This window comes from Rubritalea tangerina, from assembly GCF_042683245.1.
GTDB classification, from domain to species: domain Bacteria; phylum Verrucomicrobiota; class Verrucomicrobiia; order Verrucomicrobiales; family Akkermansiaceae; genus Rubritalea; species Rubritalea tangerina.
In genome coordinates this window covers 36,011-61,184 of record NZ_JBHUJB010000022.1, presented here as the reverse complement: position 1 = coordinate 61,184, position 25,174 = coordinate 36,011, and the positions used below count along the sequence as shown (strand labels likewise).

Genomic DNA, 25,174 nt, shown 5'->3' with positions numbered 1-25,174 from the left:
ACACAACATTTCCCTAGCAACAGCCCTCACAACATTCTATGAATGCTTAATGCCCCCAACCTCAGAGTTGGCTGCCCCCCCTTCCTAACAACCCCACACTTCCTGATGATAAGTACATTCTTGCTCAACAGGCGCCTGTGTTTGGCCCTGACTCTTGGAAGTTTGATCTACTTATCATTGGACTTTATCGGGTTTCAGATCCTCAATTGTCCATTCAACACATTATTCAGTAAACCATGCCCAGGCTGCGGTATGACCAGAGCCGTCTCACACTTGCGCCATGGTGATGTTAGCCAATCGTTCCAATACCACCTCTTGGCGATCCCATATCTTTTGCTCTTCAGCCTCATCGCTCTGGCCGCTATCCTCCCATATCCCCAGAGAAATAAACTCGCCTCAGCCGTTGAAAAATCTGAAAAATTAACGCATTGGCCAGCCCTTCTCTCCCTCTCTACCATTGTCTACTTCTTGACACGGCTTATCCTTTAGAGTTATAGCTTAACCTAAGCAACCTAACAAAAATATGGAAATTCTCGCGTATCTAGCAAGTGCAGGCACCTTTGTCTGTTGGATTATGGCCCTCATCAAAATGTTTCAGAATGATAAGCTCATTTTAGCTATATTAGGCATCCTTTGCCCATTGTGGGCCTACATCTGGGGGTGGATGAATAAAGACAAAATGCCCCATTCCTCCTTTATGATCATTTGGACAATATTCTGGATCCTTGGAGGTATCTCCAGTAGGAGTCTCGGATAACCTCTTTCCTCCATCACAGATCAAGGCCTCACTTATGTGAGGCTTTTTTCTTTGCCCACTGACGACCTAACTGAGTCTCTTGCCCTCCCCCATGCTCCTTTGTTACTCTCCAACTTGTGAAAGCCCCTATACTCCTCTCTCCTGCCCGGCTCACTCTCCTTGCCCTATTCCGCAAAGTGATGCATGCCTTAATGGGCTCCTCCTCGCGTAAGCTCATCCTATTACCACTACTCCTTCTAACTAGTCTTCCCACTCCAGGTGAAGCCAGCAATGCCTCCATTGGCATCATTGAGCAACCTATCAACTTAGTTGCACAGTCAGACCCCTCAGAGATTCCCTTGGGAGCTATAACCTTCGAGGCGAACTATAACTACGGCATTCATGAGCTCATCTCGGTGCCGCGCCCCTGCCGCTTTGGAGCCATGGAATGGGCACAAGGGCTTGAGCTGAATCAAAACCTCGCCAGCGCCTTCGGCATCCTTGTCGAACCAGTCGACTCCAGCTCCGTCCCCTACGAACCAGTCAACATCCGCATCAAGCCATGGCCCAAACCCGCCTACTCGCCGTACACCAAAGAACAAGTTCTCATAGCCACGCTGCATTGCCTCATGCGCTCCACCCACGGCACCCCCGATGCACCACTTGTAATCCAAATCATCGCCGAAGACCCCAAAGACAATGAGTGGGCAAAAAAATATGCCCGTAGTTATGTCCACAAAGTCCCACCGGGATCTAACCAATATGCACCCTACTCGCTCGCCGGATCCACGCTGAAAACAAACCAGTTCGGAATCACCAGCGTCCACTTTCCACAGGTAAAAGCGAAACCACCTGCCAATCCCAACCCACCAGTCATGATAGCAGCCCGTCTCGGTGGTGCAGACAGCTTGGATGACACCTGCGCCCTCATTCCCGTCTGGGTAGGCACTACCTGGAAAAAACCACTCGATGCAAGCGGGCTTCCATCTGGCCTCCACCATGACGTCTTCATGCCCTCCACCCCAATGGCTATCGACTCCAATGTCCTTGCAAACCACCACGGCTATCTGAACTGGAGCATCCACCAAAGCGATGAAGGCTCCTCTATCAGTTGTGGCGTCGGTGATGTTGCAGAACGCGACCTTGCCGCTGCCATCTATGCTGCCATCCTAAACATCCAACCAAGCAAACAAAAGCCTCTCACAGTAAGACTAACACATCCGAATAACACCCTCGAGGAACTCCCAACATTCGCCACAACAAAAACTTGGATCAAAACCCAAGACAGACATTCAACGGGGCTCGAGTGCACCTTTACCTTGGACCCGAAAACACTCCAAATCACCACAGGCAGCCTCCCATTGATTAAAAAAGTTGAAAAAAGCAACGAAGGCCCTATCCGAATCACCAACTCCAGCCCCAACTAATAGCATCGAGTGAAACAGAATCGACGAATGGCCGGAATGAGCCTGCAGAATATCAAGGCTGAGCGTAGGGGGTGATGTGGGAATAACAAAAATGCTCTTATCTAAAACAATCCGATTTACTCGAAAATCGCATAGTGCAAACCTCACAAGACTTAACCACACTCCATGCGTCCATTCTAAGTAGAGAGATGGTATAATACCACTTCGTGATTCAAAATAACCGCCTCCGCATAGACCGCACAATCGCACCCCATTCCTATGGCTGATCCCACTCAAGCACTCGCCCAACGTATCGAATTTATCAAGGCCATCGACGGATTGAAAAATGTGCAGCGAAAAACGTACCTCTTCTCAGGTCAGCGCTATGAAAACTCTGCAGAACATTCTTGGGCAGTCTCCACCTTCGCCCTAACACTTGCTGATTACGCCCCTCCCAAGACTGACATAAACAAAGTCATCCACATGCTTCTGCTTCATGACATCGTCGAAGTCGATGCAGGTGACAGCCTCTGCTACGACGATGAAGCGAATGCGACAAAAGCCGACCGAGAACAAGCCGCAGCTCAACGCCTCTTCTCTATCTTACCCGATTCCCAAGCACGCCACTTCCGTCAACTTTGGGACGAATTTGAAGCCGAGGAATCAACCGAAGCCCAATTCGCAGCAGCATTGGATCGCATGATACCTATGCTCCACAACCTCCACACCCATGGCCGCGCATGGCTAGAAAACCATGTCACGCTCCAGCAAGTGCTCGACAAAAACCAGCACAAGATATCCCGAGCTAACCCCACCCTCTGGAACTACCTCGAGCCCCAATTGCTCAAGGCCAAAAGTCTCGGCTGGCTGGCCTAGCCAATACAACTAATCCAGCAACAGCCGATCATGAGGCCTCAGAGAGCTATCATCATTCAGATAGCACTCAGAACTCACTTTTCATTTACTTTTTTCTCGAGAGGCTTCCCTTGCGCCCCGTCGCATCCGTGACTGCCATGGGGTCATTCATCCTCTTCATTTCATCCAAAAGCTGCGTACGCAGTTGCTTGATGCGTGGTGCCTGTTCTGGGTCTTTCGCGAGATCTTTCTCTTCGAACGGATCCGCCTTGATATTGAAAAGCTTCTCCACCTCGATGCGCGGATAGCTGATGAGCTTGTATTCCCCTACTCGAATCATACGCTGGTGATTGGTGTAACAACTATAGATCTGCTCACGTGCTCCGTCGCCCTTGATCACTGGAATCACTGACTTGAACTCCACCCCATCACTCTCTGCACCCGCGAGAGCGAGGCTCGTGGCCATCGCATCTTGCAAGTAAATCGGAGCATCCACTGACTTCCCCTTCGGGATGCCTGGGCCTGAAATAATCCATGGCACACGCACCGAGTGGTCATACATGTTTTGCTTTCCTAACAAGCCATGGTGCCCACAAGCCAGACCGTGATCTGCTGAGAAAATAATTATGGTCTTGTCGGCCTTACCTGACTTCTCAAGCTCATCGAGAATACGCCCGATCTGTGTGTCCATATGCGAAATCAACGCAAAATATTCAGAGCGATTGACCTGCACTGAATATTTGGTGCGCGGAAATGGCCCAAGCTTTTCATCGCGAATCCGGTTGCTCCCGATCTCATGTGGATAAAGGTCCATGTAGCTGCTAGGCACCGTGATGTTCTTGTATGGATACATCTTCTGATAGGACTCAGGTGCTTGGCGTGGATCATGTGGCGCATTGAAACAAAGCGCCATAAAGAAGGGTTTTTCATCGCTCTGCACTTGCTTAAAGAATGATGTGGCGTCGTCAGCAAGCACCTCACTCCAGTGCTTCCCCCCTTTCCAAAAACCTTGTTTGCTCTTATCGAATGGAGACCAATCATCTTGGCCTGGCGTGAAATTACGATTGTAGCGTTCCTTGGTTTGGTTAGGCATCCCGCCCCGAACATTCCTCACATGGTTAAACACCTGCTTTGGGAGTGAAGCCGACCCCACATGCCACTTGCCCGCAAAATAGGTCGTGTAGCCCGCCTTATTCATGCGCTGAGGCCAGAACTTTCCAGCTCCAGCATGGTCACCAAGCTTGGTCGTCTTAGCATTCCAAATCTGCTTGCCTGTCATGAGCATCGTGCGCGACGCCACACATACCGCGCCATGCCAAGCCCCAGAGTTATAGGCATATGTAAACTGGGTGCCTGATGCTGAGAGTTTATCAAGATTAGGGGTCTTCACCTCTTTGTTGCCATACGCACCCACACAGTCGTAGGCAAGATCGTCGGCAAAAATGAAGAGGATGTTTGGTTTTTCCGCAGCCTGCATCGACACAAGCGATGCTGCCATTAGTGATAGAACGTGTTTCATAGATTATTGCGTTTTGTTTTTCTTAGATATTTTCGATTCCTTTTGCGTAGTTTTTTCCGAGCCGCCTGGATTATCTGGATGCCCTTTCTTGTGAATTTGACTGGGAGCCTTTGAAACCTTTTCCCAGCCCACTAACTGCAATCGCTCATAGCGTGGGTCCTGGTCCTTCATCGGGAATTTTTCAATCTGGGCGATCAAAGCCTCGCACACACCTTTATACTCTGGGTCGTTGAGCAGGTTATTCTCCTCCGCCATGTCCTTGCTGAGATCGATCAGCTTCTGAGGCTTTCTATCAGGACCAATGAAGAGCTTATAGTTCTCGTTGCGAATCACCCGATCGCGAAAATAGAAAACATTCTCCACTCCCTGCTCCGTCAGCTTCGCTGGATGGCTTCCCATACCTAGAATCCAGTCACGGCTGCTCTTTTCGGCTTTTCCTAAAAAGACATCTTTCTGTGAGACACCATCGTAGGTGTAGCCAGCTTCCATCTTGCCTCCGGCAAACTCCACAAACGTCTGGTGCATGTCCGCAAAGTCAATCAAGGCCTCGCTCTGCTTGTCGCTAGGTACGAGCCCTGGGCAGCTAACAATGAATGGTGTGTTCACACCGTTTTCAGTCGTCTTCGCTTTTCCCCCCCTCACCATACGGCCATTCATCTGATTAGAAATCCCCCCAGAGGTGCCATTGTCACAAGTCCACACGATGATAGTATTCTTGCGGATCTTTTCCTGCTCTAACTTCTCCACAATCTTGCCAAGCAAATGATCAGTATACTCCACCATAGCCACGTGCTTCTCTAACTTCGTCTTTGCTCCCGGCTTTAAGGGTGTGTGGACAAGCGGCCCGTGAGGAAGTGCCATCGGGTAGTAGATGAAGAATGGCTTTTCCTTGTTAGCTCCAATGAAATCGATGACGAACTGATTGTAGATATCTGGGCCAAACTTACCCATGTAGGTCCTGCTACCGTCCTTGGTATGAATGTATGGGTCCCAGTATCGCTGGGTGCTTATCTGCATGTGCCCCTTCTCCTCTGAGCCCTCAGCCCCAGTCCACATACAGAACGCATCAAAGCCATGCTTCACCATGGCATCTGGATGCACTCGGAAATCGTTAAGCTGCCACTTACCCGCAACACCAGTGGCATAGCCCGCGGATTTCATGCTGCGCGCTACCGACGGGTTCTTGGTCCAATCAAAATACCCATGACCCCAGCGTGGTGCATCCCAGTGGTTCACCCACCCGTTACGGAACGGATACTGACCAGTCATAAAGCACGCACGACTCGGTGTGCACTGTGGCATCGAATACGCATTGTGAAACTGCATCCCGCTCTTCGCTAAGCGGTCAATGTTAGGAGTCTTGATGTTCTCACCACCATAGCAGCTCAACCATTCTTTCCCAAGATCGTCGAGTAAGATGAAAATAATGTTCGGTTTGTCCGCTGGCTCTCGAGCTTCAAGCTGTGAGAAAACCGCCGTGGCCAACGCAATTGCTATCCAAAGTGCTTTCATTATTTCCCTCCAGTTTTGCTCTTATTTCCCTTCTTACCACCCGTCCCTTTCTCTCCGTATGGCCACTTAAGATTGGCTCGATCCACTGACTTTGTGCCATACTCAGCACCATCGAAGCTTTCCTTCACAGATGCCAACCACACCTTGTAGTCGGCTTCTAACTTCTTCAGTTCTTCAGGCTTCTCCGCTGCAACATCTCTTTTTTCGTAGGGGTCATTCTCCATGTCATAGAGCTGGAATGGCTTCTGTGCATAAGAGACAATCTTGTACTTTTCATTGCTGAAAGACACACGATTTGCATAGAGAAAGCCCAGCTGCTTTTTACGCCGTTCTGACTGCCCTTCAATCAGTGGCATTAAGCTCTCACCATCCAGCTCCAACTTAGGCTGAGGATGCTCCAAGCCCATGGCATCCAGCACGGTCGGCAGGTAATCTGAAGTCACACAGGGCATGTCAGTCTCGCGGCCTTGCTTAATCTTCGCAGGCCAGATCAGAAGACCTGGTACACGCACGCCACCCTCGTAAAGGTCGCGCTTGCGACCTCGGTAGGGGCCCGCACTGCCGTTGTCAGGGCGGTCCTGGCTCTCTGGCCCATTATCGCTGCAGAACCAAATCATGGTATTCTCATCCACGCCTTTAGTCTTCAAATGCTCTCGAAGGCGCCCAATCTGCTCGTCGAGCGCTGTGATGCATCCAGCATAGTTGCGCATATGAATCGGTTGATCTTTATACATCTCTTGGTGCTTGGGCCCCGCCACACAAGGAAGATGGGGAGCGTGAAACCAAATCACGGAGAAGAAAGGCTTTTTCTCCCGCACCGCCTTATCGACGAATGGAAGCACACGATCCATGATCACCTTACTGTCATCCCCATTCAAATGGTCGGTGACTTTTTGCCCTTCGATATCCCAGTAAAATGTCCCGTAGGGCTCAGTCTCTTCCCCCTCTTTCACATACTCCCAACCAAGTTTCAGGCTCTCGCCCTCATCAAACTTCACAGGCTTCACCATAGGGTCGTAGGTCGGAACCTTTGACTCAGTCACAAAAGCAGTGTCATATCCGTGTAGCTTCGGCGGGTTGTAGTCCTTCGTGTTACCAGGCTTACCTCGGTTCGCATCCTTCTCAGTATGCGTCAGTGTGCCCAGATGCCACTTGCCGAAATGGCCTGTGGCATACCCCTCATTTTTCAATACCTCAGAGAGTGTCACCTCCTCTGGGCGCAAAAAGCCAGAGTTTGCTGTAGGTACTCCCGTACGGAATGGATTACGGCCAGTCAAACAGCTCGCACGTGTCGGCGAACACACCGCCGATGCCGAATAAAAGCGATTCATTTTCAAGCCCTCTTTCGCCATCTGGTCAAGAGCCGGGGTTTTGATGACTGTGCTGCCATTATACCCAGTATCTCCCCAACCGAGGTCGTCACACATAATCAAAATCACATTAGGTGTCTTCTCAAGTGCGTAGAGCCCGCCCCCAGATAACAGGAAAATTGTAGCACATAATAAATGTCTCATCACCCCAATGAAGCGCAAGCTGCTCACCCGATTGGATGCCAAGATTAAAAAAAGAGGATTTTTTTGAACTATCTCCAAAACATCTCCCCATAGCCTGTCCATACCCACACCTACTCGTGCCCGCTTGACTGTTGCCACATCTTCCCCTCACCACCAATGCCCACATCGCCAAGACTCCATACAGAAAACCATCTCCCATGCCTACTCCTCAACCAAAGGAGCAACATCATGCACCTCAAATTGCTGAGTAAGCAAGGCCACCTCGTCCACAGACAATAAGCGACTATCGACAATCACACGTTCAATACCATAGCCCTGCATCATCTCACAGCGAGTCTTGTTAATCTGATTCACCGAACACCCCAATAGGTTCAGTGTTGAAAATCTCAGGTCGTGAAATTGAATAAACTCAAAGAAGAGCGTATTACTCACATCAATGTGATCCGCTTCAAATGGAGCTAAAATATTATACCCCTCACCGTAATGATTGCGAAAATTACGATAAGGCCTTCCACTGAGGTCTAACTTCCCTCCCTCAAATGAGATGAACTCCTGATGACGCTCGTGGTGCCAAATCCGATTATTCATATTGAGCATGACGGTTGCTAAAGGCCGATATCCGTCCACTGGGGAGCTCGGGTCGCGTTGAAACTTCATGTAGCGCTCATACATGTTGAAAATCACATCCGCATGCCTCGCTCCCATTCTGCTCAGAAGCTCAGACAAACCTTTATCGTCCAAGTAATCCGCATCACCTTTTAACTTCTTCCCTAACTGCGCTAAACGATAATAGTTCGATTTCTCCCTCACCTGGCTCGCTTCAAAACTCCGTAGTGCTGCGTCAAAATCCTGCAACACAAAATGCAAAACACCCTTACGCTTCAACAAAGCTTTCAATTTCTTTTGGTCAGTCTCGCTGGCAATCGCAGAATCTAACAACTCAACCTTGCGCTGTGCGGAGCTCACATCGCCAGACTCTAACACATCTTCAAGAAAGCCCTCAACATTCTCGCGTAGCCGCGCACTCACATCTTGCTCGTCCTTCAGTAATCTTAAATTCTCCTCTGCTACACGTTGCGCCTCCTCAGCATCCTTTTTAGCACCAACTGCTTCTTCTCTCGCCATGACCGCCTTGGTCCGCTCCATCGAAATGTGTGTGAAAGCAAACCCAACAATGCCTGTGATTACAGCCATACTCGCAGCGAGTATGGCCACAGTTCTCTTGTGCCGAATCAACAAAAGTTTCAACTGCTTGAGAAAGCCTGCGTCCTCAGCCTCAGTAGCATAGCCCATGCTATACTTCTCCAAGTCCTCCTTCAAGGCCGCCACTGATGGATAACGATCATCTGGGTTCACAGCCAAAGCCTTCATCACCAAAGCCTCTAACCCTGGGGCAATCAGTGCTCTATCTAGACGTTCATTCGGCGAATCAACAACTCCTTCCTGCGTTTGCTCTAACACACGATCAACACTATCGCCTTCAATAGGAGCCCCCCCTGTGAGACACGAATACAATATAGCACCCAAAGCATAGACATCGCTACGCTTGTCTTTCTCCATGTTTGGGCGGGCTTGCTCGGGGGCCATGTAGCCAGGCGTCCCCTTTATCACACCACGCAGAGTCGCATGATTCAGCTCGTTCGGGTCAACCTCATGGTAAATATCCTCATCGTCCTCAACCAGAATCTTAGCCAGTCCCCAGTCCATGATAATCACCTCACCATACTCCCCCACGTGGATGTTCTGCGGCTTCAAGTCTAAATGCACCACATGCTTCGAGTGTGCATAATCCATCGCATCGCAAACCCTTGTGAAAATAGATAGTAGCTCATCCCTCACTTCCCCCCTCACTGTTGGATCACCAGAATACGCCTGCTTGATAACCTCAGCCAAGGTGCGTCCCTTGAGTAACTCCATAGTAAAATAAGGCTCCCCACCTTCACCAATTCCCATGTCGTGAATCGTTACAATGTTGGGATGTTCTAACAGAGAGGTCAACCGAGCTTCTCGCAAGAAGCTCTCTACACTCTCCTTAGTCTGAGCATCGACCATTTTGGCCATTGCTACGTAGCGATTGGTTTTCAACTCTCGAACCTTATAGATCAGCTTCATAGCCCCCTTACCAACCTGTTCCACTAGCTCATACTCAGAATCTAAATCGCTAAGATCTTTTTGTATCGGAAACGAAAACTCGAGATCTTCAGCCGAAATATCCTCCTCCGACATCGTAAAAAACGATGTCAACCCCTCATCAAGACGGCGAAAAAATTGCTCATTGTCTTGCTTATCATCTGACGAACTCATGACATTTTACTATAGGCACGCACGTAGACTCAGCTATCATACCTCTATAGCCGCACATATCCGTGACGTTTCCATACTAATGCAACCGACCTACTCAACAAGTTATACTTTGCTGGAACGAGCAAAAGATCAGAACGATTGCCAAGCTTGGGAAGAGCTCATCAACAACTATCGTAAATACATCTATGTCGTGATCCGCTCCATGAATGTCAATCATTCGGATAGCGACGACATCCTCCAACAAGTGCTCGTAGAGCTCTGGAAATACCTGCCAAAATACGAACGCAAAGACGAAAAAATAAAGTTCCGCGTTTGGCTCGCTAAAATAACGCGCAACCAAGTCATCAGTTTCGTGCGTAAACAAAAGTCACACCTAAAGAAGTGTGAAGGTGCAAAGCACGAACTCGAATACCTTGACTCAATCGAGACTCCAGAAATTGATCGTATCATCGACCAAGAATGGAAACTATTCCTCACCAATGCAGCAATGGAGAAAGTTGAGACACATTTCAGCGCCCCAGCTCTCGAAGCATTCAGGCTGTTCCGCCAAGGCCAATCACCCATAGAGATCGCTTCAAAGATCGGTGTCAAACCTGACTCCGTCTACAAATACATCAGCCGTATCAAACTCAAGTTATTCCAAGAAATCCAAGACTTAAAAAAAGAATTAGACTTCTAACCCTAGTGTACTGTCACAAAGCAATGGCGGCTCCCAAACGCTCGGCTAGACGGCCTATCCCCATGAGCCATTCGACTCATGTCGGAGATTATGCCATTGAGCGAGACGGAATGGACGAATGGTCGGAATGAGCTTGCAGAATATCAATGCGGAGTGAAGGCCTCCCGCATGCGCGGAACAACTGAATGGCAACGATGTCATTCGGTAAGATAATCCGATTTACTCTAAAATCGCGAAGCGCAAACTTCACAAGACTCAACCACACTCCATGCGTCTATTCCGAGTCGAGAGATGAGATTATTTCTCAGAGATCATGTAATAATTCAGGCGGCCGTCACATACGGTAATACACCTATGATGATCCTACCCACCCTACGTAAACTGTCCCCCATCCTCCTGCTGGCACCTCAACTGACGGTTGCCGCAGAATCCGACGACTTCCAAATCGACTCATGGATCGAGCAACAAGGCACACGCATCGACCTCAAATCGTGGAAAGAATACAACCCCAGCCCCCACCGCAGCTACTTTTCACCCACCTCCACCGATTGTACCAAACGCTGGTTCATCAACCTTGGTCCACTGGGTATCAATACCCTCATGCACGATCGTTCGTGGGGAATCTTCCCAGCTCAAAAAGAGATTTTCCCAACAGCACTCACCGATAAACACGGACTCGCCTTCAATGCCTTTGAAGTCAATATTGCCAAACCCAACTCCCCCGCTGAGGGAAAACTCCAACCTGGAGACCTCATCCTTGGCCTCAATAATCACCCCTTCCTGGCTGCTCAACACTTCGACTTAGGCAAGCCAGTCGATAACAAAACAAAGCGAGGGCTCGAATTACATGCCGGCGCCCTCATCGATGCTGCTGAATCCCAAGGGAAAATCCTCGTCAATGTACTGCGCCTCCCTGAAGCTCTGAAAAAGAAACCCTTACCAAGCAACAGGACAGTTAAGCAAGTAGCACGCCATGAAATAAACGGCAGCACAAGCATCGCCATCCCTCTTCCTAAAAATGCAGACCTCTGCTTCCTCAGCACCGAGGGCAAACGTAAAGGACTCAAGTGCGAAGACCTCACCCTCGTCAACAACGACGGCCTCGAAGTGCCCGTCGACTTAGGTGGAAAACGCGGCGCCGGTAACCTCATCGGTAGCCAAATCGAAATCCCGGCTGGTGAATGGACGCTCAAAGGAACTATCGAGTCCAACGCCCCACTCACCCTAGTCACTAACATCCTCCCCAAACCGACTCTACCAGAATCCTACACCCCCTACCTCAAACGCATCGAACTCACCCTCCCAAAAGTCGGCAGCTTCGGTTCCTACTTCGACCCACTCAGCGCAAAGGCCAAAAACTATGCCGCCATCACCGCTCACCGAATCGCCATCCAACAGGAAGATAATGGCTCATGGAAAGCAAGTTCCTACGCCTCCCCATCTTTCTACACCTCCATCTGTGGCATCGCCCTCCTCTCCACCGATGACCCACAGTACGACTCGCATATTAAAAAGGCCGCTCATTATGTAGCCTTGGCTGGCGAACGCGATAAGTGGACCTATTCAAATGGAATGTGGCTGATCTTCCTGGCAGAATACTACCTCAAAACCGGAGACGCCGAAATCCTTCCCGCTTTGAAAATGCATGTCGCAAACTGCCGTCGCTTCATCATGTCCGATTACACCTCAGGCCATAGCTTTGCCCAGCCTGGCTACGGTGGATCTGGCTACATCGGTGGTGGTGGCGTCATTGCTTGCGCCCTTGCTGTCGCTAGCCACACCCCTGCCATGAATGATGAAGACAAAGCAGTACTGGATAAGATGTTAGTTCGCGTTCAGGAAATTGCCGCGGGCGGTGTCGTCCCATACGGTCGCTCAGGTAAATCAAAGCACGCCACAGCAAAGACTGGCCAGGGTGGCTCCTGCGGCTCCGGCCCATACTTCATCGCTTCCCTCATCAGAGGTGGCGCAGAAACCTTCACCCAAAACGCAAAATCACGCTATAGCTCCGCCCCGTACGGCTCGGCAGAAAATGGTCACGCCACACAAACCCTCCACTTCTTCTGGTCACTCATGTCCTCAGCAAATTGTGGTGAAAAAGCCCACACTGATAGCATGAGCGCCTTCCTTTGGAGGTTCACCAATATGCGCGAAGCCGACGGCTTCATGAATAAAAATAACTACCGCACCGAGTACCACAATGGCGACGGTGTGATCGGCGAACCCTACTGGAGAACTGCGGCCTACCTCACGCTTATGAATGCCCATAAGCGCAATCTCGCCATCACTGGAAAACCCAAATACCAACATGCCCCCCGCACTAAGGAACTTGTCTTCCACGTCGACAAGGCGTTGCTCAACGATGCCCTTCGCTCTTGGGCTCTCGTCGAGTCATACCTCGGTGACTCCGCCACACCAGCCTTCCAAAACACTCTCAAAAAACTCCGAGCCCTCGAATCAAATGAACAACTGGGCACCACACTCAGAGACCTCCTCAAAGCCGAAGCTCCAATCGCAGCCAAAAGCTTACTCACAGTCGAAAACCTCCACGGCCCCATCAGTGCAGGACAACTCGCCGAAACCTTGCTCGGCATCTCACTCGAAGCAAGTTGCACTCCAGTAGCCGCCACTGCCCCCAGCTCAAAGGATAAAAAGGCCGATAAAAAAGCACAAAAGCTCGCTGAGAAAAAACAAAAAAAATTGCTCTCATCCGGTAAACTCAAGGAAATCAACCACGCCCTGCGCCTCCAGCCCTTTACTCGCCTCCAAGCAGATCGAGACTCAAGCTCTAACGCCCTGAGCTCCAGTCTCTTCAAGGTCGGAAATATGCAGATCGAACTCGCAGACCCAAGCAAAAAATACTTCTCCTCCATCATCCGCCACACCCCCGACCTGAATGCTGGAAGTATGACCTCAAAAGATAATGCCATCCCTGCACTGGCGACCTTCCCATTCCATGTCGATCAAAAGGCCACTCTCAAAGTCAAAGTGAGCTACCAAGTAGAAGGCATCCCTATCAGCTATGTCACTGACATGCCAATCCCCGCTCTCGAAGCGAGAAGTTATGTCCCTGAACTCACGCAAATCCCTGTTGTCGGCACCGTCATCGACGATTACTCAGGCTCCTACTCTCCAAATATTCTCCTAGAAACTGGACAAGTCGTAGGCTGCGAACAACGCGTAGCTCCCGCCCCCTACCTTCTCAAAGGCGACACATACCGCTTCATGGTTAGCCACGGTAGTGTCTGGGGACACGACCTTCGCTCCGCTACCCCACTTAACTCCAGTAAGCGAGTCATCAAAGTCGCTTCCATTCAAGGAGCCAAAGACACAAACACCCTCACCGATAATAACTTCGAAAAAGGTATCAAACTCACTAAAGGCTCACACACATTGACCTTCAAATTTGATTCCCCACAAACCATCGAACGTAGCTATCTGAAACTCGACCTCGTCTCTAGCCCCGCCAGAGCTGAAGCCAACTTCATTCTTGAAGCCAAAGTTGGTGACACCTGGACCCTCCTGCGCAAAGGTAAAAATACCGGACTCATGCCCAATATTGTCCACACCTCAGACACTGTTAGACTGACAATCGATGTCCACAAAGACATCGAGCTCAAAGAAGTCCACTTCATCAAACCTCCAAACCAATCCCCCCAGCAATTCTTCAGCTGGTAATACCATTGATCGAAACGGAGTGGACGAAAGATCATCCGATACACTCTGAAATCGCGCAGCGTAATATCACAAGACGGAACCAAACTCCATTCGTCTATTCCGAGTCGAGAGATGATATAAGACCACGGGTGACACGCCCCCCACTCTTTGAACCCCATAAAAAAAGCCACGCAGCCCTCAGCTGCGTGTCTTTTTTCTCTATAACTCTATTGGCAACTGCACTGAATCAGCGGTTCACCATTTTCAGTAAATGTAGGACTCAAAGTATAGGTCCCGCCACTTGGACAAACCGGCTTATCTGCCAATGGCGCTCCCCCTCCTACTAACATACTCCATTTCAATGGGTCACCGACCTCATGACCATTGATATTCTGAACAGCCCTGGCTGCTTTCGTCATGGAACTCATGTTAATCTCACAAGCCGCTTTGTTCGCGCTATCACGGTAGTAACTAGCTCCAACAAACAGAGTCGATGTCGTTGCAAGACCAACTCCCATAGTCGTCATAGTCCCTGCTGTGCCAACCAAATTCACCGGCGAATTCACAACATGTAACGACCCCTTATCCTGGAAGCTAACCACATAGAGAGTTCCTGTTTCAGTCACTCCTGATCCCGACAACTTATCTAACAACATCTTCACTGCTGGACGCGCTACCTCCTCGTCCTCAATCTGAGGAACCACTAAAGCTTGAGATAAGTTCACAACGGTACTTGATAATGTGGGAGACACATACACCATGTTAGAGAAATGCTCAGGCAAACCTTCACTAAGCTTCACTACCGCCTTATCTTGAGACAAATTAGGAACCTCGCCCTTCTTTGCGCTCAAACACAAATCGATGTACTTCTGGCTGGAGCCAATCAATATCTGATGCGTCTCTGCATTATATTGTAGTACTGGTTGCCATGGACCCATCGCCTCAGGTGAAACCAACGACTCCACACTACCATTCTCAGAAACCTTCATGCCCTGCTCTTCAATCAAGGGCTTGATGATCTGCCAAATCGGTTCCGCATTTGTAACGGAAATCAAAAGCTCACCACTAATCGGCATCCCCGGCGCAGCATCAAAACCCTTTGGCGATAAATCAGCGATCAAACTAAAGCGCGAATTGATTTTCTTATAATTCTCGTTGTAGAGAGCCATCATTGGCTCCTGCGCTCCTTGTTGCGCCTGCATGGCTTTCACCATCTCTCCCACCGGCCCCAATGCTGCGTACATTTTCTCTTCAGCTTCCGGATCATAGGAACCATTCATGTGCATCTCTAACACAAGGTCCGCCCCCGCCGGTGCTAACTCCATCGCCACAGATGGCTTTGCCTCTCCATACGCCAGCGCATACATCGACTTCTCACCTGGCATGTACTGGTACGACCTATAGTGAATGAACCCATCACGCTGGCTCGCACTGCTCCCCGATGCTTTAACCGCATCAAGTGTAAAGAGCTCAGCGAGCTTCTTGGCATCTACACCTTTGAACTCAGTGTGCTGATCGAGAAACTCAACCACCATATCTAACACACCAGTGTAGATGGAGTTCTTCGCGCCTTGGTCGTTGTATTCAAAACTCAACCCTCCCATCTCCAGCTGCTTTGCCACAGCATTGAAGTGAGCTGACTGCTGTTTAGCCATAGGATAGGCACTCTCAGCCTTCACTCCTCCGACCATTGCAGACACAGCCACCGCCGTGCCCCCGACTCTCTTAAGCAAACGATACTTCGTCATATTCGCTAGGCATCTAGCATGCCCACACATGTGCGACGAGCAGAAAATCCACCTACTCGCCTAGACTCTCAGCTAGGTCACGTGACTTAACATAACAGGGACGCCTCTTGAGTGCCTCACCTAGCACTTCTTTCGCTTCCTCCTTCTCGCCCTTCTTTACTAAATACCTCCCATAGCGAAACTCCACCGGATAGAGGATGTCTGGTGGCAAAATGCGCGAGCCCACCTGCTGGGACTCGATCGCTGACTTGAACCAATTAGATGCCAAGCCCTCACCTTCCGACACCAAAGCTGTCAGTTCCTTGTGTAAAGTCACTAACGAGCTCAATGCTCGGATAAAGTCTGCAAACTCATAACTGTTAGCCACCTGAGACTGCATCGACTGCATCTCCGCTAACATCAATGCTAACTTTCCATGCGCCACACGCGCCTTCTTGTTGTCATCAGCTTCAATCAGTTCCACCGCATCACAATAAAGCTGATACGCCACAATGATCGCACTGTATGGATCCATACTCCTGCGCTCAGTAGTCAATGGCGCCGGTAGCACCTTACGGGCTTCTTTATAGCGCCCTTGCTCCATCATCGACTTGAATGGCATCAACTTCCCATACCACTTCTGCGTCAAGGCCCCATTTGAATACTCTCTCTCTTTAGGAAACTGGTATGCATTCACCTTTGCAATAAGACTATCGGCCTTCTTGTAGTTCTTTTGCTGGAGATAAAGCGCTGCCAAACTAAGCTCACAGCGTAAGCGTCCCTCATTATCCGCAAGCCCCACCCCGTCGCGTTCCTGCCACTGCACGTATCCTTCAATCGCTTTCTTGTATGCAGCTTCCGACTTCTCCACTTCACCACTACGCATCGCAATATAGCCTAACAAAGAATACCAACTCGGCACTTTCCCCTCGCTCAACTCAATCAATTGCTCGGCCAAGGGCAATAACTCCCCCTTGAAGTCAACTGCCTGATAGGGGGCCTCAGCCTGCACCATCACCAAAAAATTTGCGACCATCGGATCTTGAGGAAGTTGCTCAGATAGCTTTCTGAACGTTGCAATAGCCTCTCTCTGGGCTAAACGAGGATTCCCTAAAGCGTTATACCCTCCTCGCCCTAGAAAGGTCGCCAATAACTTCGCCTGAATATCGTTCGGGTAATCCTTCGCTAACTGACGAAACACTCTAACACTATTCACCACCCCATTGGCTATCAACTCAGCCACCCCAACAGCATACATCCGCTCGTTCTCAGGATAGTAGAACTCACCATCCACCTTGAATTCCGCAAGCGTCAACATCCTATTATACGCACGAGCCCTCTGCTCATGAAATTCATGCTGAGGGTTCGTCAGCGATAACACCATCCCACAGTATGCCATCAAACATTGGGAATCCGCCTGTACCGCTGCACAAAAATGCCGATAGGCCTCAAAATCCCACGAAGCATGAATCAATGCAAACCCCTGACGCACGTGCTCCTGAGCCTCTAAGCTATTAGAAAATACTAAAAGCCCAGGCTCTCCCGCCTCAGGTAGGAAGCTCGGCTTCGCTAATGCAGCCACTGGTGCCGCAATCAACCCATTAACATCAAACCCCTGCGCTTGCTCCTCTGAGTCGCCCCCTCCAGCTTCCTCAGCGTTCAGAGTTGGTAGTATCGCTAAGCCACATGCCAAGATCCATTTCATACGAGCGACTATCCACCATTCAGCCGATCAATCAACCCACAATCCCAGAGATCCCCCATCATAAATCAATCACAAACCCACCTCTGCTCGTCACTGCCTTCGCCACATCAATGTGTACCCAACGTAATTCATAGCGTGCTCCCCAAGAATCGCTCACTGCCAACTCATTGGTCTGCTCGTTATAACCAATGATCATACAAATGTGGTGGTTACTTTCATTATGCTCCATCCCCGGTGCCACCTTATCTGCCTCTTCTTGCAACTGCGTAGCCCAAGCCGTGTAGTCATCGACACTCCCTCTCTCTCTAGTCCGCTTATTTGCCAACTGATTGTAGCTCTCCAAACTTCTCATCTGCCAGAGAATCGGCACTCCTTTGTCGATATATTGCTTCACTCGACGCATCTTGAGGTCTTTATCTAAATCTAGATCCTTAATCCTGCGCGCCTTGCTTCTCACAATGCGCTTACAGCTATCTGCTAACAACATCGTGTTAGTTCCGCCACCTGGATTGGTTGCTGAGGTCGCTAATAAATACATGTCAGCTGGGACTAGCATGTAGCGCATCGCTCGCTCGAATGTCGCTGGCGCACAGTACCCTTTAGGCCCCTGATCAACCATCGGAATATTGCGAATCACCACATCTCCATTGTCACTCTTCTCCACATTCTGAGAGACAATTTTCTTCAAATCCGCGTCTTTCACAAAGGCTACTTTACCTTCCAAATCAGCATTCTTCTTGGGAACTACCAAAACACTCACGTATTCCTCATCCTTCTCCGAAAGTAAAAATGCATGATTGCCAAAGTCCCATCGCCGCACTCGACGCCTATCTTCCTTCTCCCCGTAATATTGCTTCTCCGCTTCCCCAAGCACCCCCGTCAGAGCCTCGCTAATCAACTCAGCATCCAACTTAATCGCCTCCTCTAAGCTCATTGGTGGCTTCTTGTCCGGATGCATCTTTTTGAAATGATTCTCAGCACTTCCAGCTGTGCTCCCATAATCTCCTTTGTTCGCAAAGACTAAGGACAAGTGACTCGTATTGCCATCAGCACCTCCGTACAAAGTCGCAGAATACGGATGCGCATTCAAAAACTGATAACTACTCGGCGTGTAATAGCGAAAACTGCTCGATTGGTTGGTGCTCGATTCCTTGGGCCACTTGATACGCGCCGCCACCTCGCCAGCTTGCTGGTCCCACAAGTCACTCCCACCCTCAAAAAGACGGTGCCCTATCACCTTATTTAAGGCCTCATTGACCCCAGCACTCTCCTTTTCCTTTGCTGCTAATTGAGCGCGGACCCGCTCCACAGATGCAGCCGTCAAACTACTCGGAGCCACCGAAAATACCTTGCCCGCCTTAGTCTTAAACTTCAACTGCTTCTCGTTCATCGAGACCACCTCAACCTCCAAACTCTTGCCCGACTTCTTCTGAGTCACTTCTACCCACTCCGCCGCCAACATCTCTCCAGCCGCCATCCCAACCATCCCTGTGGTCAAAATCACTCGAAACTCCCATGACTTGATAAACGATTCTCTTAACATCTCTGGTGGCTCAATTGTTTAGGTACTTAGCGTCAGCTGCAGCAAAATTATTCCAATTCCAGAATTTTTCTAGTCCAAGCAAACTGACAACACCACTAAATCAAGCTTTTCTCGACACTAGGTCAATCACCATCTAACATTGAGCCCATGAAACTTGGTCTTATCGGATGTGGAAAGATGGGTCGAGCCTTGCTCGAAGGCGCGTTGCAAGCTGGCATTGTCAAAGCAAAAGACGTCTCAGTCTCGTCGCGCACCACCGAAACCCGTGAATCACTCGCCAAGGACCTCGGAGTCAATGCCGTCAGCTCAAATACCGACCTCTGTGCCCAGTCCGATGTCGTCTACATCTGCACAAAACCCAACATCACCCCCATTGTTCTCCTCGAGCTCAATGAATCCGCTGAATGTCTCGATGGCACCCTTCTCATTTCCACCGTTGCAGGCCTCACACTCGCCACGATTGAACAGGCCCTGCCTGACTCCGCCCGCGTCGTACGCTGCATGCCCAACACACCCGCGCTAATCGGCAAAGGCGCTGCGGCATACACCCTCGGCTCAAACGCTACAAGCACAGACGCCGCAACCACATGCTCCCTCCTCGGCGCAGCAGGATCCGTCATCGAAGTCCCTGAATCACTCATGGATGCCGTCACGGGAGTCTCAGGCAGCGGACCCGCCTACGTCTACACCTTCATCGAAGCAATGGCTGACGCCGGCGTGCTCAATGGACTCCCGCGCCCACAAGCACTCGAACTCGCCACCCAAACCGTCCTCGGAGCCGCCTCAATGGTCGCTGAAACTGGCCTCCACCCAGCCATCCTGCGCGATATGGTCACCTCCCCCGGTGGAACTACCATCACCGCAGTCCAAGCCCTCGAAGCAAATGGCTTCCGCGCCGCAACCATGGCCGCCGTCAACTCGGCTACCCAAAAAGCGAAAGAACTGGGACAAAAGTAGCGTAGCTGACAACACAAGATGGACTTGACAAGTCCCTCTCCAGCACCGCGAATGCATTTGCATTTCAGCCTCACCCAAATTAGTATAATAATTATGAACACACCACTTTCCTTCGTCTCATTGCCCCAAGGCGGCGAGATGATCATCATTTTCATCATTATCCTCCTCCTTTTCGGTGCTAAGAAGCTGCCTCAGCTTGCTCGCGGAGTCGGTAAAAGCATGGGTGAGTTCAAACGCGCTCGCGAAGAGTTCGAAAATGAAATCACACGTGCTGAGCACGAGGAAACAACCAAGTCTGACAAAAAAGCTCCTGCCAAAGCTGAAAAAGAAGACAAAGAAGAAGCTTAAGCACTTCAGAATGTTTTTAGAGAAACAATTCCTAGCCCCACGAGCCCTGCTCTGTGGGGCTTTTTCTTTGCTCTTTCTCACTCTCTTTACCAGCTGTGATGAATCACGCTCCACCCCAGACTGGCCCACCTCCACTCCCAAACTCGAAGAACCCGCTCCCACCTCCCCCCCACCTGCTCCTTTAGAAGGTCCCGAAGTCACCTTCATGAGCTACAACTTAAAAAACTACCTGAGCATGCCCCGTGGGAAATCCCCCGCCACCATGCGCCCAAAACCTGAAAACGAAATCCGCGCACTCGTTCAGAACATCTCCAGCGCCTCCCCTGACATCCTCGGTGTCTGCGAAATTGGTACCCAAGCAGACCTTGATGACCTCCAACGCCGGCTTAAACAACACGGGGTCGATTTACCCCACACCCACCTCCATGGTGCAGCCGATACCTACCGCCGACTCGCCATCCTCTCCCGCTTTCCCATCGAAGCCACCTACCCCGCCACAGAACATTACAAAATGGAGGGCAAATCGCACCTCATGCTACGCGGCATTCTCGATGCCGAAATTGCACTTCCCGCTGGCCCAGTCCGCTTCATTGGCGTCCATTTAAAATCAAAACGCGAAAGCAAATTCTGGGATCAAGAACGCATCCGCCGCCACGAGGCTCAGTGCGTTCGCAACCACATCAACACACTCACGCAATCCTCCACTACCCCGATTATTCTCTACGGCGACTTCAACGACACGAAACAATCGCCAACTATCCGTGCAATCTCTGGCTCCAACCAAGCGCCCGGCTACCTCCTCCCCCTGAGACTCACCGATACTCAAGGTGCCGCTTGGACCCAGCATTGGGCATACCAAGACGTCTACTCACGCTTCGATTACATCTTCGTGTCAACTCACGCACGCCCCAGAATCAACCACTCGAAATCATTCATTCTCACCCTCCCCACTCATGACCCCGCCAGCGACCACCGCCCGCTCATCTTGAACATGCGCTAATACCATTCGTCTATTCCGAGTCGAGAGATGGCATAAGACCCTACTCAGTCGCCACCCGCACTTATTTTCCCTCACGCCACACGACACCCCCCCCCCTGCAGCCCAGCTAAACCTCCTTTACGAAAGCCTGCGATCCTCGTCCACTCTCCTCCAGCTCAGCGAAACGCTCCCTTGGTAGCCCCTCAATCGCATATGATTCATATCCCATTTGCTCAGTAAAAAACTTCGCGGCTCGGTTCGTTAAAGCAAACACCCTCGTCACCCCAAGCTCAGCCGCACGCCTCTCCATAAAGCGCACCAAATCCGCTCCATACCCAGTTCCCTCATGCGTCTGCTTCACATACAAGCACGCAATCTCGGCCTGCCCTTCATAGAGATACAGCGCCACACAGCCCACAACGTGACCATCTACCTCCATCACTGCATAATCACCCAGTGAATCAGCAATCTGCTCGTAACTCCTCGGAACCAAATGCGTCCGCCGCACTGACCTCCCAATCAAGGCCAACATCTCAGAGATGTCTTCCTCCCGAAGCATCCGAATCTGACGGTATTGCCCCGCATACACCATCGTTCCAACACCCTCATTCGAAAATAATTCATCCAAAATCACCCCTGGCTCGTTGCCATCCAGTAAATGCACACGGTCAATCCCTGCACTGCACGCCTGGGCGGCCACTTCTAACATGGCTCTTTCCTCAGCGGAAAATGAACCGCCTAAACCACTAATCTCAGATACTCTCAAGAACTTAAGCTGCCCACCTTGCGTCTCCAAGGGCTTAAAATCTGATACTGCGATCAACTTCACAGCCTGAATCGCAACCGAAAGCTGCACCACATTGGCTGAAATCACCCCACCATTGCGCTCGTAAAAAACTGCTTGTCCACGGCCTAACACATCAAGCACCCGGTCTTCACCCTCAGACTCTTTGACCACTGCTGATCGAAACTCATGGTCCACAGCCCAGTCGACAATCCCCTCCATTTCCTCCACCCCAGCCACCACCACAAGCTGTACCCCAATAGATTGAAGGGCGACCAAATCCATGATCACTTCTGCCTGCGCCACCTCATTCATCATCGACCATTCAAGATCAATGACAAATACCCTCCCGCGAAACTGCGGCACATAATGCAGCAGCCCCCTCAAGTCCGTTGCCGTTTTCTCTCGCTCCATACCTAGTGGATATGCATCGCAGCTCGGTGTGCCACTTCAGGCACAAGTTCTTTCCATTCCTCACCACCCGCTGCAATCATTTTTTGAATATCTCTCCCAGTATAATTCAACAACTCTTCGTTGCCAGATTCGACCGAACGAATCAATCGGTTCTGCAACAAGTGCTGATATAAATACTTAAAATTATCGCTCGCCCTGAAACTCTCAGCAGTCACCAACTCCCCATCTTTCCGGTTCTTCCATGGGTAAACATACAAAGATAACGAATGCTTAAAGAGTCGCCCAAAGGATTCCAATATCCCCCCATCCAAATTCTCTGACCACTTCTCCTTAAACAATTCGTTAAGCAAACCAATGCTCAAAATAATCGCAATTGGCTCACGCGTGTATACCGACAAATACGCGGCAATGCGATGGAACTCTGGGCAGTTAGAAATCAACAAGGTCTGCCCTAATGCTTGCAAGGCATCCGCACGATCTAAAAACTTCACATGATCAATCTCTCCCCCCTCACCTCGCAGCAAGTTATTCATCGAAATCTCACATAAACTAATAAACCTCCCCTTTTGCTTCTCATTGAGCTCAGCACAAAATTTCTCCTTGGTCTGAGTCAACATATCCATGTGAAGATTCGTCACAGGATCAAAACTCCCCCGTAACAAGGCCACCGAACGCTTATACAAAACCTCCGCCGGCTGAACCACTTCCCCATCAGGGGTAAACATCGCCGCCGCAGTCAATCCACTCCGAACTAACTGAAGTGAGCATAAGCGGTTGTCTACAAACCTAAACCCTTCTCCCAAAAACTTAAGCATGTCCACTTCCACACGCCCCCTCGGAATATTATCGACTAAGGATTCTACAAAGCGCTCAAGATTATCACGGTGGTAAAATGATGCATAAATCAAGTTCAAGCCCATCACCCCCAGAGCCTCCATCTGATCCATGTTCTCTTCGTCTAACAAACGAACGTGACACAGAATATCACATGGCTCCCCCCCCGGCTTAAGCTGTAGACGCACTCCCATCCACCCGTGACATTCTTCCTTATCTTTATAACCACGTGCCCTAACAGTATTGCAGTAGCTAAAGAATGTTGTCTTATCATTGCGCTCCTCCGCAAGACGCTCAATAAGCAATTCATACTCATGATCTAACATCGCAGTCACACGCTCGCGCGAGACATACCTCTGCGACTTTCCGTAGATCTCATCACTCATCGTCATATCATACGCTGAGATCGACTTGGCCACCGTACCCGCCGTCGCCGACGCCTTAAAAAACCAATTTACCACCTCCTGGCCTGCTCCAATTTCCGCAAAAGTACCATACTTGGTCTGATCCAAGTTAATCCTCAGAGCCTTGTTATATGAGCTCAACACCTCTCTTGTTTTCATAAGTCTATTCCTGTGTATCCACTACCCAATCCGCTGAGAGCATCGAGTCAATGATCACTAAGCGCGGGTCTTCAACCTCCTCTGGATAATGAATCTTTAGTGTCACATCCATGGATCCATAACGATTTCCTATCGGTAGCAACTGATGCACCAAGGCACTCCCCCTCTTAGCATAACCCACTAATCTCACCTCTTCCCCTGGGTATTCCAATTCGAATGATTGCCACTGATCCGAATCAAAACCCGCATTATAATACTCGATCTTAGTGCGCACCGCTCTCACCAACACCGGCTCCTTCGGCTGTTGAGTCAATAGCTCATTCCATTGCAACTCCCCATATCCAACATACGAATCCCAATCCAATAAAAGCCCCCCACCTGCACCACGAGTCAAGACCGCTGCTTTAAATTCCCCATTGCTCAACACCCCGTTCACAATGAAAAAACCATCCCTTCCAAGAATCGGTGACACGGCCAACTCACCACTAAATGGTAAAAACTCTACCTTCTCGTCCCCATAGTACTCGCGCAGCTTCGCTAACTGACTGTCTCCACCTCGCACCATTCCAACCAGTTCAGTCACACTCCCTACCTTAGATAAATCCTGAAACACTGCCTGCACACGCTCATTGCTGGGCACCACTTGCGGACTTACTCTCCTCTCCACAGCTTCGACCTTGCCCTGAGCTAAATTACCCGATGCTTGCGGTGGCATCACCTTAGTCTCACGAAGCAGATAGAGTAAAAAACCTAACATCCCGACACCTAACAAAATCCCTGGTGTCAACATCTGCCATGGCAGACCTTTCGCTCGTACAGCTAAAATCTCAACTGGCAAATCGCTTTGCCAATCCCCTAGATCTGGAGTCCCCGCCTGAAGCGACCCCGCCATCTTCATGCTCACTGGCTGCGTTCTGAGATCCAAGCCGATAGGATGCACCGGGTCGCTAAGATCCGGCACCCTCAGCTTTGACAAACAACCAGGGCAGACAATCTCAGCCCCCCTCGTGTCCTCTAGAACTGAGAACAATAGGCGACATTCTGGGCATACAAACCCTAATAGTTGCTCTGCATCTGCATTAGCCACACGCAACACTAACCAGTCACCCTCATTAGGCAAGCCACCAATGCGGAATTG

The 25,174-nt window shown here is 50.2% G+C and carries 18 protein-coding genes; 8 read left to right on the top strand and 10 right to left on the bottom strand.

Annotated features, from left to right (window positions below; all coding sequences use genetic code 11):
* The first annotated feature begins 42 nt into the window (after positions 1-42).
* From ACFSW8_RS05545 to ACFSW8_RS05535, 3 genes are all read left to right on the top strand, one after another.
* Positions 43-489: a DUF2752 domain-containing protein gene (locus ACFSW8_RS05545; protein ID WP_377086472.1), complete on the top strand. Its 447-nt coding sequence runs from the start codon at positions 43-45 to the stop codon at positions 487-489.
* 384 nt (positions 490-873) lie between these two features.
* Entirely contained in the window at positions 874-2,163 is a 1,290-nt protein-coding gene (locus tag ACFSW8_RS05540) for a hypothetical protein (protein ID WP_377086477.1), read from the top strand.
* Between the two features lie 258 nt (positions 2,164-2,421).
* The gene (locus tag ACFSW8_RS05535) at positions 2,422-3,018 is read left to right on the top strand and encodes an HD domain-containing protein (RefSeq protein WP_377086479.1); all 597 of its coding nucleotides are present in this window, start codon (positions 2,422-2,424) and stop codon (positions 3,016-3,018) included.
* Between the two features lie 85 nt (positions 3,019-3,103).
* Here the strand turns inward: ACFSW8_RS05535 and ACFSW8_RS05530 are convergent, their stop codons facing one another.
* The 4 genes from ACFSW8_RS05530 to ACFSW8_RS05515 all read right to left on the bottom strand — a co-directional run bounded on the left by ACFSW8_RS05530 (position 3,104) and on the right by ACFSW8_RS05515 (position 9,846).
* On the bottom strand, positions 3,104-4,516 hold the full coding sequence (locus ACFSW8_RS05530; protein ID WP_377086481.1) for a sulfatase family protein: 1,413 nt from the start codon (positions 4,514-4,516) through the stop codon (positions 3,104-3,106).
* Positions 4,517-4,519: 3 nt separating this feature from the next.
* Positions 4,520-6,028: a sulfatase family protein gene (locus ACFSW8_RS05525; RefSeq protein WP_377086483.1), complete on the bottom strand. Its 1,509-nt coding sequence runs from the start codon at positions 6,026-6,028 to the stop codon at positions 4,520-4,522.
* Entirely contained in the window at positions 6,028-7,542 is a 1,515-nt protein-coding gene (locus ACFSW8_RS05520; RefSeq protein ID WP_377177669.1) for a sulfatase family protein, read from the bottom strand. The genes ACFSW8_RS05525 and ACFSW8_RS05520 overlap by 1 nt, the downstream gene beginning before the upstream one ends.
* 201 nt (positions 7,543-7,743) lie before the next feature.
* Entirely contained in the window at positions 7,744-9,846 is a 2,103-nt protein-coding gene (locus ACFSW8_RS05515; RefSeq protein ID WP_377086487.1) for a serine/threonine protein kinase, read from the bottom strand.
* Here ACFSW8_RS05515 and ACFSW8_RS05510 point away from each other — a divergent pair.
* Positions 9,845-10,525: an RNA polymerase sigma factor gene (locus ACFSW8_RS05510; protein ID WP_377177667.1), complete on the top strand. Its 681-nt coding sequence runs from the start codon at positions 9,845-9,847 to the stop codon at positions 10,523-10,525. The two genes, ACFSW8_RS05515 and ACFSW8_RS05510, sit on opposite strands and share 2 nt — an antisense overlap.
* Positions 10,526-10,879: 354 nt before the next feature.
* Positions 10,880-14,203, top strand: coding sequence for a DUF6288 domain-containing protein (locus ACFSW8_RS05505; RefSeq protein WP_377177665.1), 3,324 nt, complete (start codon positions 10,880-10,882; stop codon positions 14,201-14,203).
* Positions 14,204-14,409: 206 nt separating this feature from the next.
* On the opposite strand, the gene ACFSW8_RS05500 is transcribed toward ACFSW8_RS05505, so the two are convergent.
* The 3 genes from ACFSW8_RS05500 to ACFSW8_RS05490 are packed head-to-tail and all read right to left on the bottom strand — an operon-like array spanning position 14,410 to position 19,157.
* A complete protein-coding gene (locus ACFSW8_RS05500; protein ID WP_377086497.1) occupies positions 14,410-15,930 on the bottom strand; it encodes a hypothetical protein in 1,521 nt (506 codons plus the stop codon).
* Between the two features lie 52 nt (positions 15,931-15,982).
* Positions 15,983-17,614 carry a tetratricopeptide repeat protein gene (locus ACFSW8_RS05495; RefSeq protein ID WP_377086499.1) on the bottom strand — a complete coding sequence of 544 codons (1,632 nt, stop codon included), beginning with the start codon at positions 17,612-17,614 and terminating at the stop codon, positions 15,983-15,985.
* 58 nt (positions 17,615-17,672) lie between these two features.
* Positions 17,673-19,157: a hypothetical protein gene (locus ACFSW8_RS05490; RefSeq protein ID WP_377177663.1), complete on the bottom strand. Its 1,485-nt coding sequence runs from the start codon at positions 19,155-19,157 to the stop codon at positions 17,673-17,675.
* Between the two features lie 147 nt (positions 19,158-19,304).
* Here ACFSW8_RS05490 and proC point away from each other — a divergent pair, with 147 nt between their 5' ends.
* The 3 genes from proC to ACFSW8_RS05475 all read left to right on the top strand — a co-directional run bounded on the left by proC (position 19,305) and on the right by ACFSW8_RS05475 (position 21,462).
* Positions 19,305-20,114 carry a pyrroline-5-carboxylate reductase gene (gene proC / locus ACFSW8_RS05485; RefSeq protein ID WP_377086505.1) on the top strand — a complete coding sequence of 270 codons (810 nt, stop codon included), beginning with the start codon at positions 19,305-19,307 and terminating at the stop codon, positions 20,112-20,114.
* A gap of 93 nt (positions 20,115-20,207) precedes the next feature.
* Positions 20,208-20,462: a Sec-independent protein translocase subunit TatA/TatB gene (locus ACFSW8_RS05480; RefSeq protein WP_377177661.1), complete on the top strand. Its 255-nt coding sequence runs from the start codon at positions 20,208-20,210 to the stop codon at positions 20,460-20,462.
* A 10-nt stretch (positions 20,463-20,472) separates the two neighbouring features.
* Positions 20,473-21,462, top strand: coding sequence for an endonuclease/exonuclease/phosphatase family protein (locus tag ACFSW8_RS05475; protein WP_377177659.1), 990 nt, complete (start codon positions 20,473-20,475; stop codon positions 21,460-21,462).
* Positions 21,463-21,568: 106 nt separating this feature from the next.
* Here the strand turns inward: ACFSW8_RS05475 and ACFSW8_RS05470 are convergent, their stop codons facing one another.
* From ACFSW8_RS05470 to ACFSW8_RS05460, 3 genes are read right to left on the bottom strand one after another with little or no spacing between them, the layout of a single operon-like run.
* The gene (locus ACFSW8_RS05470; RefSeq protein WP_377086511.1) at positions 21,569-22,639 is read right to left on the bottom strand and encodes a GNAT family N-acetyltransferase; all 1,071 of its coding nucleotides are present in this window, start codon (positions 22,637-22,639) and stop codon (positions 21,569-21,571) included.
* 2 nt (positions 22,640-22,641) lie between these two features.
* On the bottom strand, positions 22,642-24,036 hold the full coding sequence (locus tag ACFSW8_RS05465) for a TonB-dependent receptor (RefSeq protein ID WP_377086512.1): 1,395 nt from the start codon (positions 24,034-24,036) through the stop codon (positions 22,642-22,644).
* Positions 24,037-24,040: 4 nt separating this feature from the next.
* A complete protein-coding gene (locus ACFSW8_RS05460) occupies positions 24,041-25,156 on the bottom strand; it encodes a hypothetical protein (protein ID WP_377086514.1) in 1,116 nt (371 codons plus the stop codon).
* Positions 25,157-25,174 lie beyond the last annotated feature (18 nt).

Excerpts from the sequence above, each read along its gene's own strand:
- ACFSW8_RS05515 (WP_377086487.1), bottom strand. The coding sequence starts at position 9,846 with ATGAGTTCGTCAGATGATAAGCAAGACAATGAGCAATTTTTTCGCCGT.
- ACFSW8_RS05505 (WP_377177665.1), top strand. The coding sequence starts at position 10,880 with ATGATGATCCTACCCACCCTACGTAAACTGTCCCCCATCCTCCTGCTG.
- ACFSW8_RS05535 (WP_377086479.1), top strand. The coding sequence starts at position 2,422 with ATGGCTGATCCCACTCAAGCACTCGCCCAACGTATCGAATTTATCAAG.
- ACFSW8_RS05510 (WP_377177667.1), top strand. The coding sequence starts at position 9,845 with ATGACATTTTACTATAGGCACGCACGTAGACTCAGCTATCATACCTCT.
- ACFSW8_RS05525 (WP_377086483.1), bottom strand. The coding sequence starts at position 6,028 with ATGAAAGCACTTTGGATAGCAATTGCGTTGGCCACGGCGGTTTTCTCA.
- ACFSW8_RS05470 (WP_377086511.1), bottom strand. The coding sequence starts at position 22,639 with ATGGAGCGAGAGAAAACGGCAACGGACTTGAGGGGGCTGCTGCATTAT.
- ACFSW8_RS05495 (WP_377086499.1), bottom strand. The coding sequence starts at position 17,614 with ATGAAATGGATCTTGGCATGTGGCTTAGCGATACTACCAACTCTGAAC.
- ACFSW8_RS05520 (WP_377177669.1), bottom strand. The coding sequence starts at position 7,542 with ATGAGACATTTATTATGTGCTACAATTTTCCTGTTATCTGGGGGCGGG.
- ACFSW8_RS05545 (WP_377086472.1), top strand. The coding sequence starts at position 43 with ATGCTTAATGCCCCCAACCTCAGAGTTGGCTGCCCCCCCTTCCTAACA.
- ACFSW8_RS05475 (WP_377177659.1), top strand. The coding sequence starts at position 20,473 with ATGTTTTTAGAGAAACAATTCCTAGCCCCACGAGCCCTGCTCTGTGGG.
- ACFSW8_RS05465 (WP_377086512.1), bottom strand. The coding sequence starts at position 24,036 with ATGAAAACAAGAGAGGTGTTGAGCTCATATAACAAGGCTCTGAGGATT.
- ACFSW8_RS05490 (WP_377177663.1), bottom strand. The coding sequence starts at position 19,157 with ATGTTAAGAGAATCGTTTATCAAGTCATGGGAGTTTCGAGTGATTTTG.
- proC (WP_377086505.1), top strand. The coding sequence starts at position 19,305 with ATGAAACTTGGTCTTATCGGATGTGGAAAGATGGGTCGAGCCTTGCTC.
- ACFSW8_RS05500 (WP_377086497.1), bottom strand. The coding sequence starts at position 15,930 with ATGACGAAGTATCGTTTGCTTAAGAGAGTCGGGGGCACGGCGGTGGCT.
- ACFSW8_RS05530 (WP_377086481.1), bottom strand. The coding sequence starts at position 4,516 with ATGAAACACGTTCTATCACTAATGGCAGCATCGCTTGTGTCGATGCAG.
- ACFSW8_RS05480 (WP_377177661.1), top strand. The coding sequence starts at position 20,208 with ATGAACACACCACTTTCCTTCGTCTCATTGCCCCAAGGCGGCGAGATG.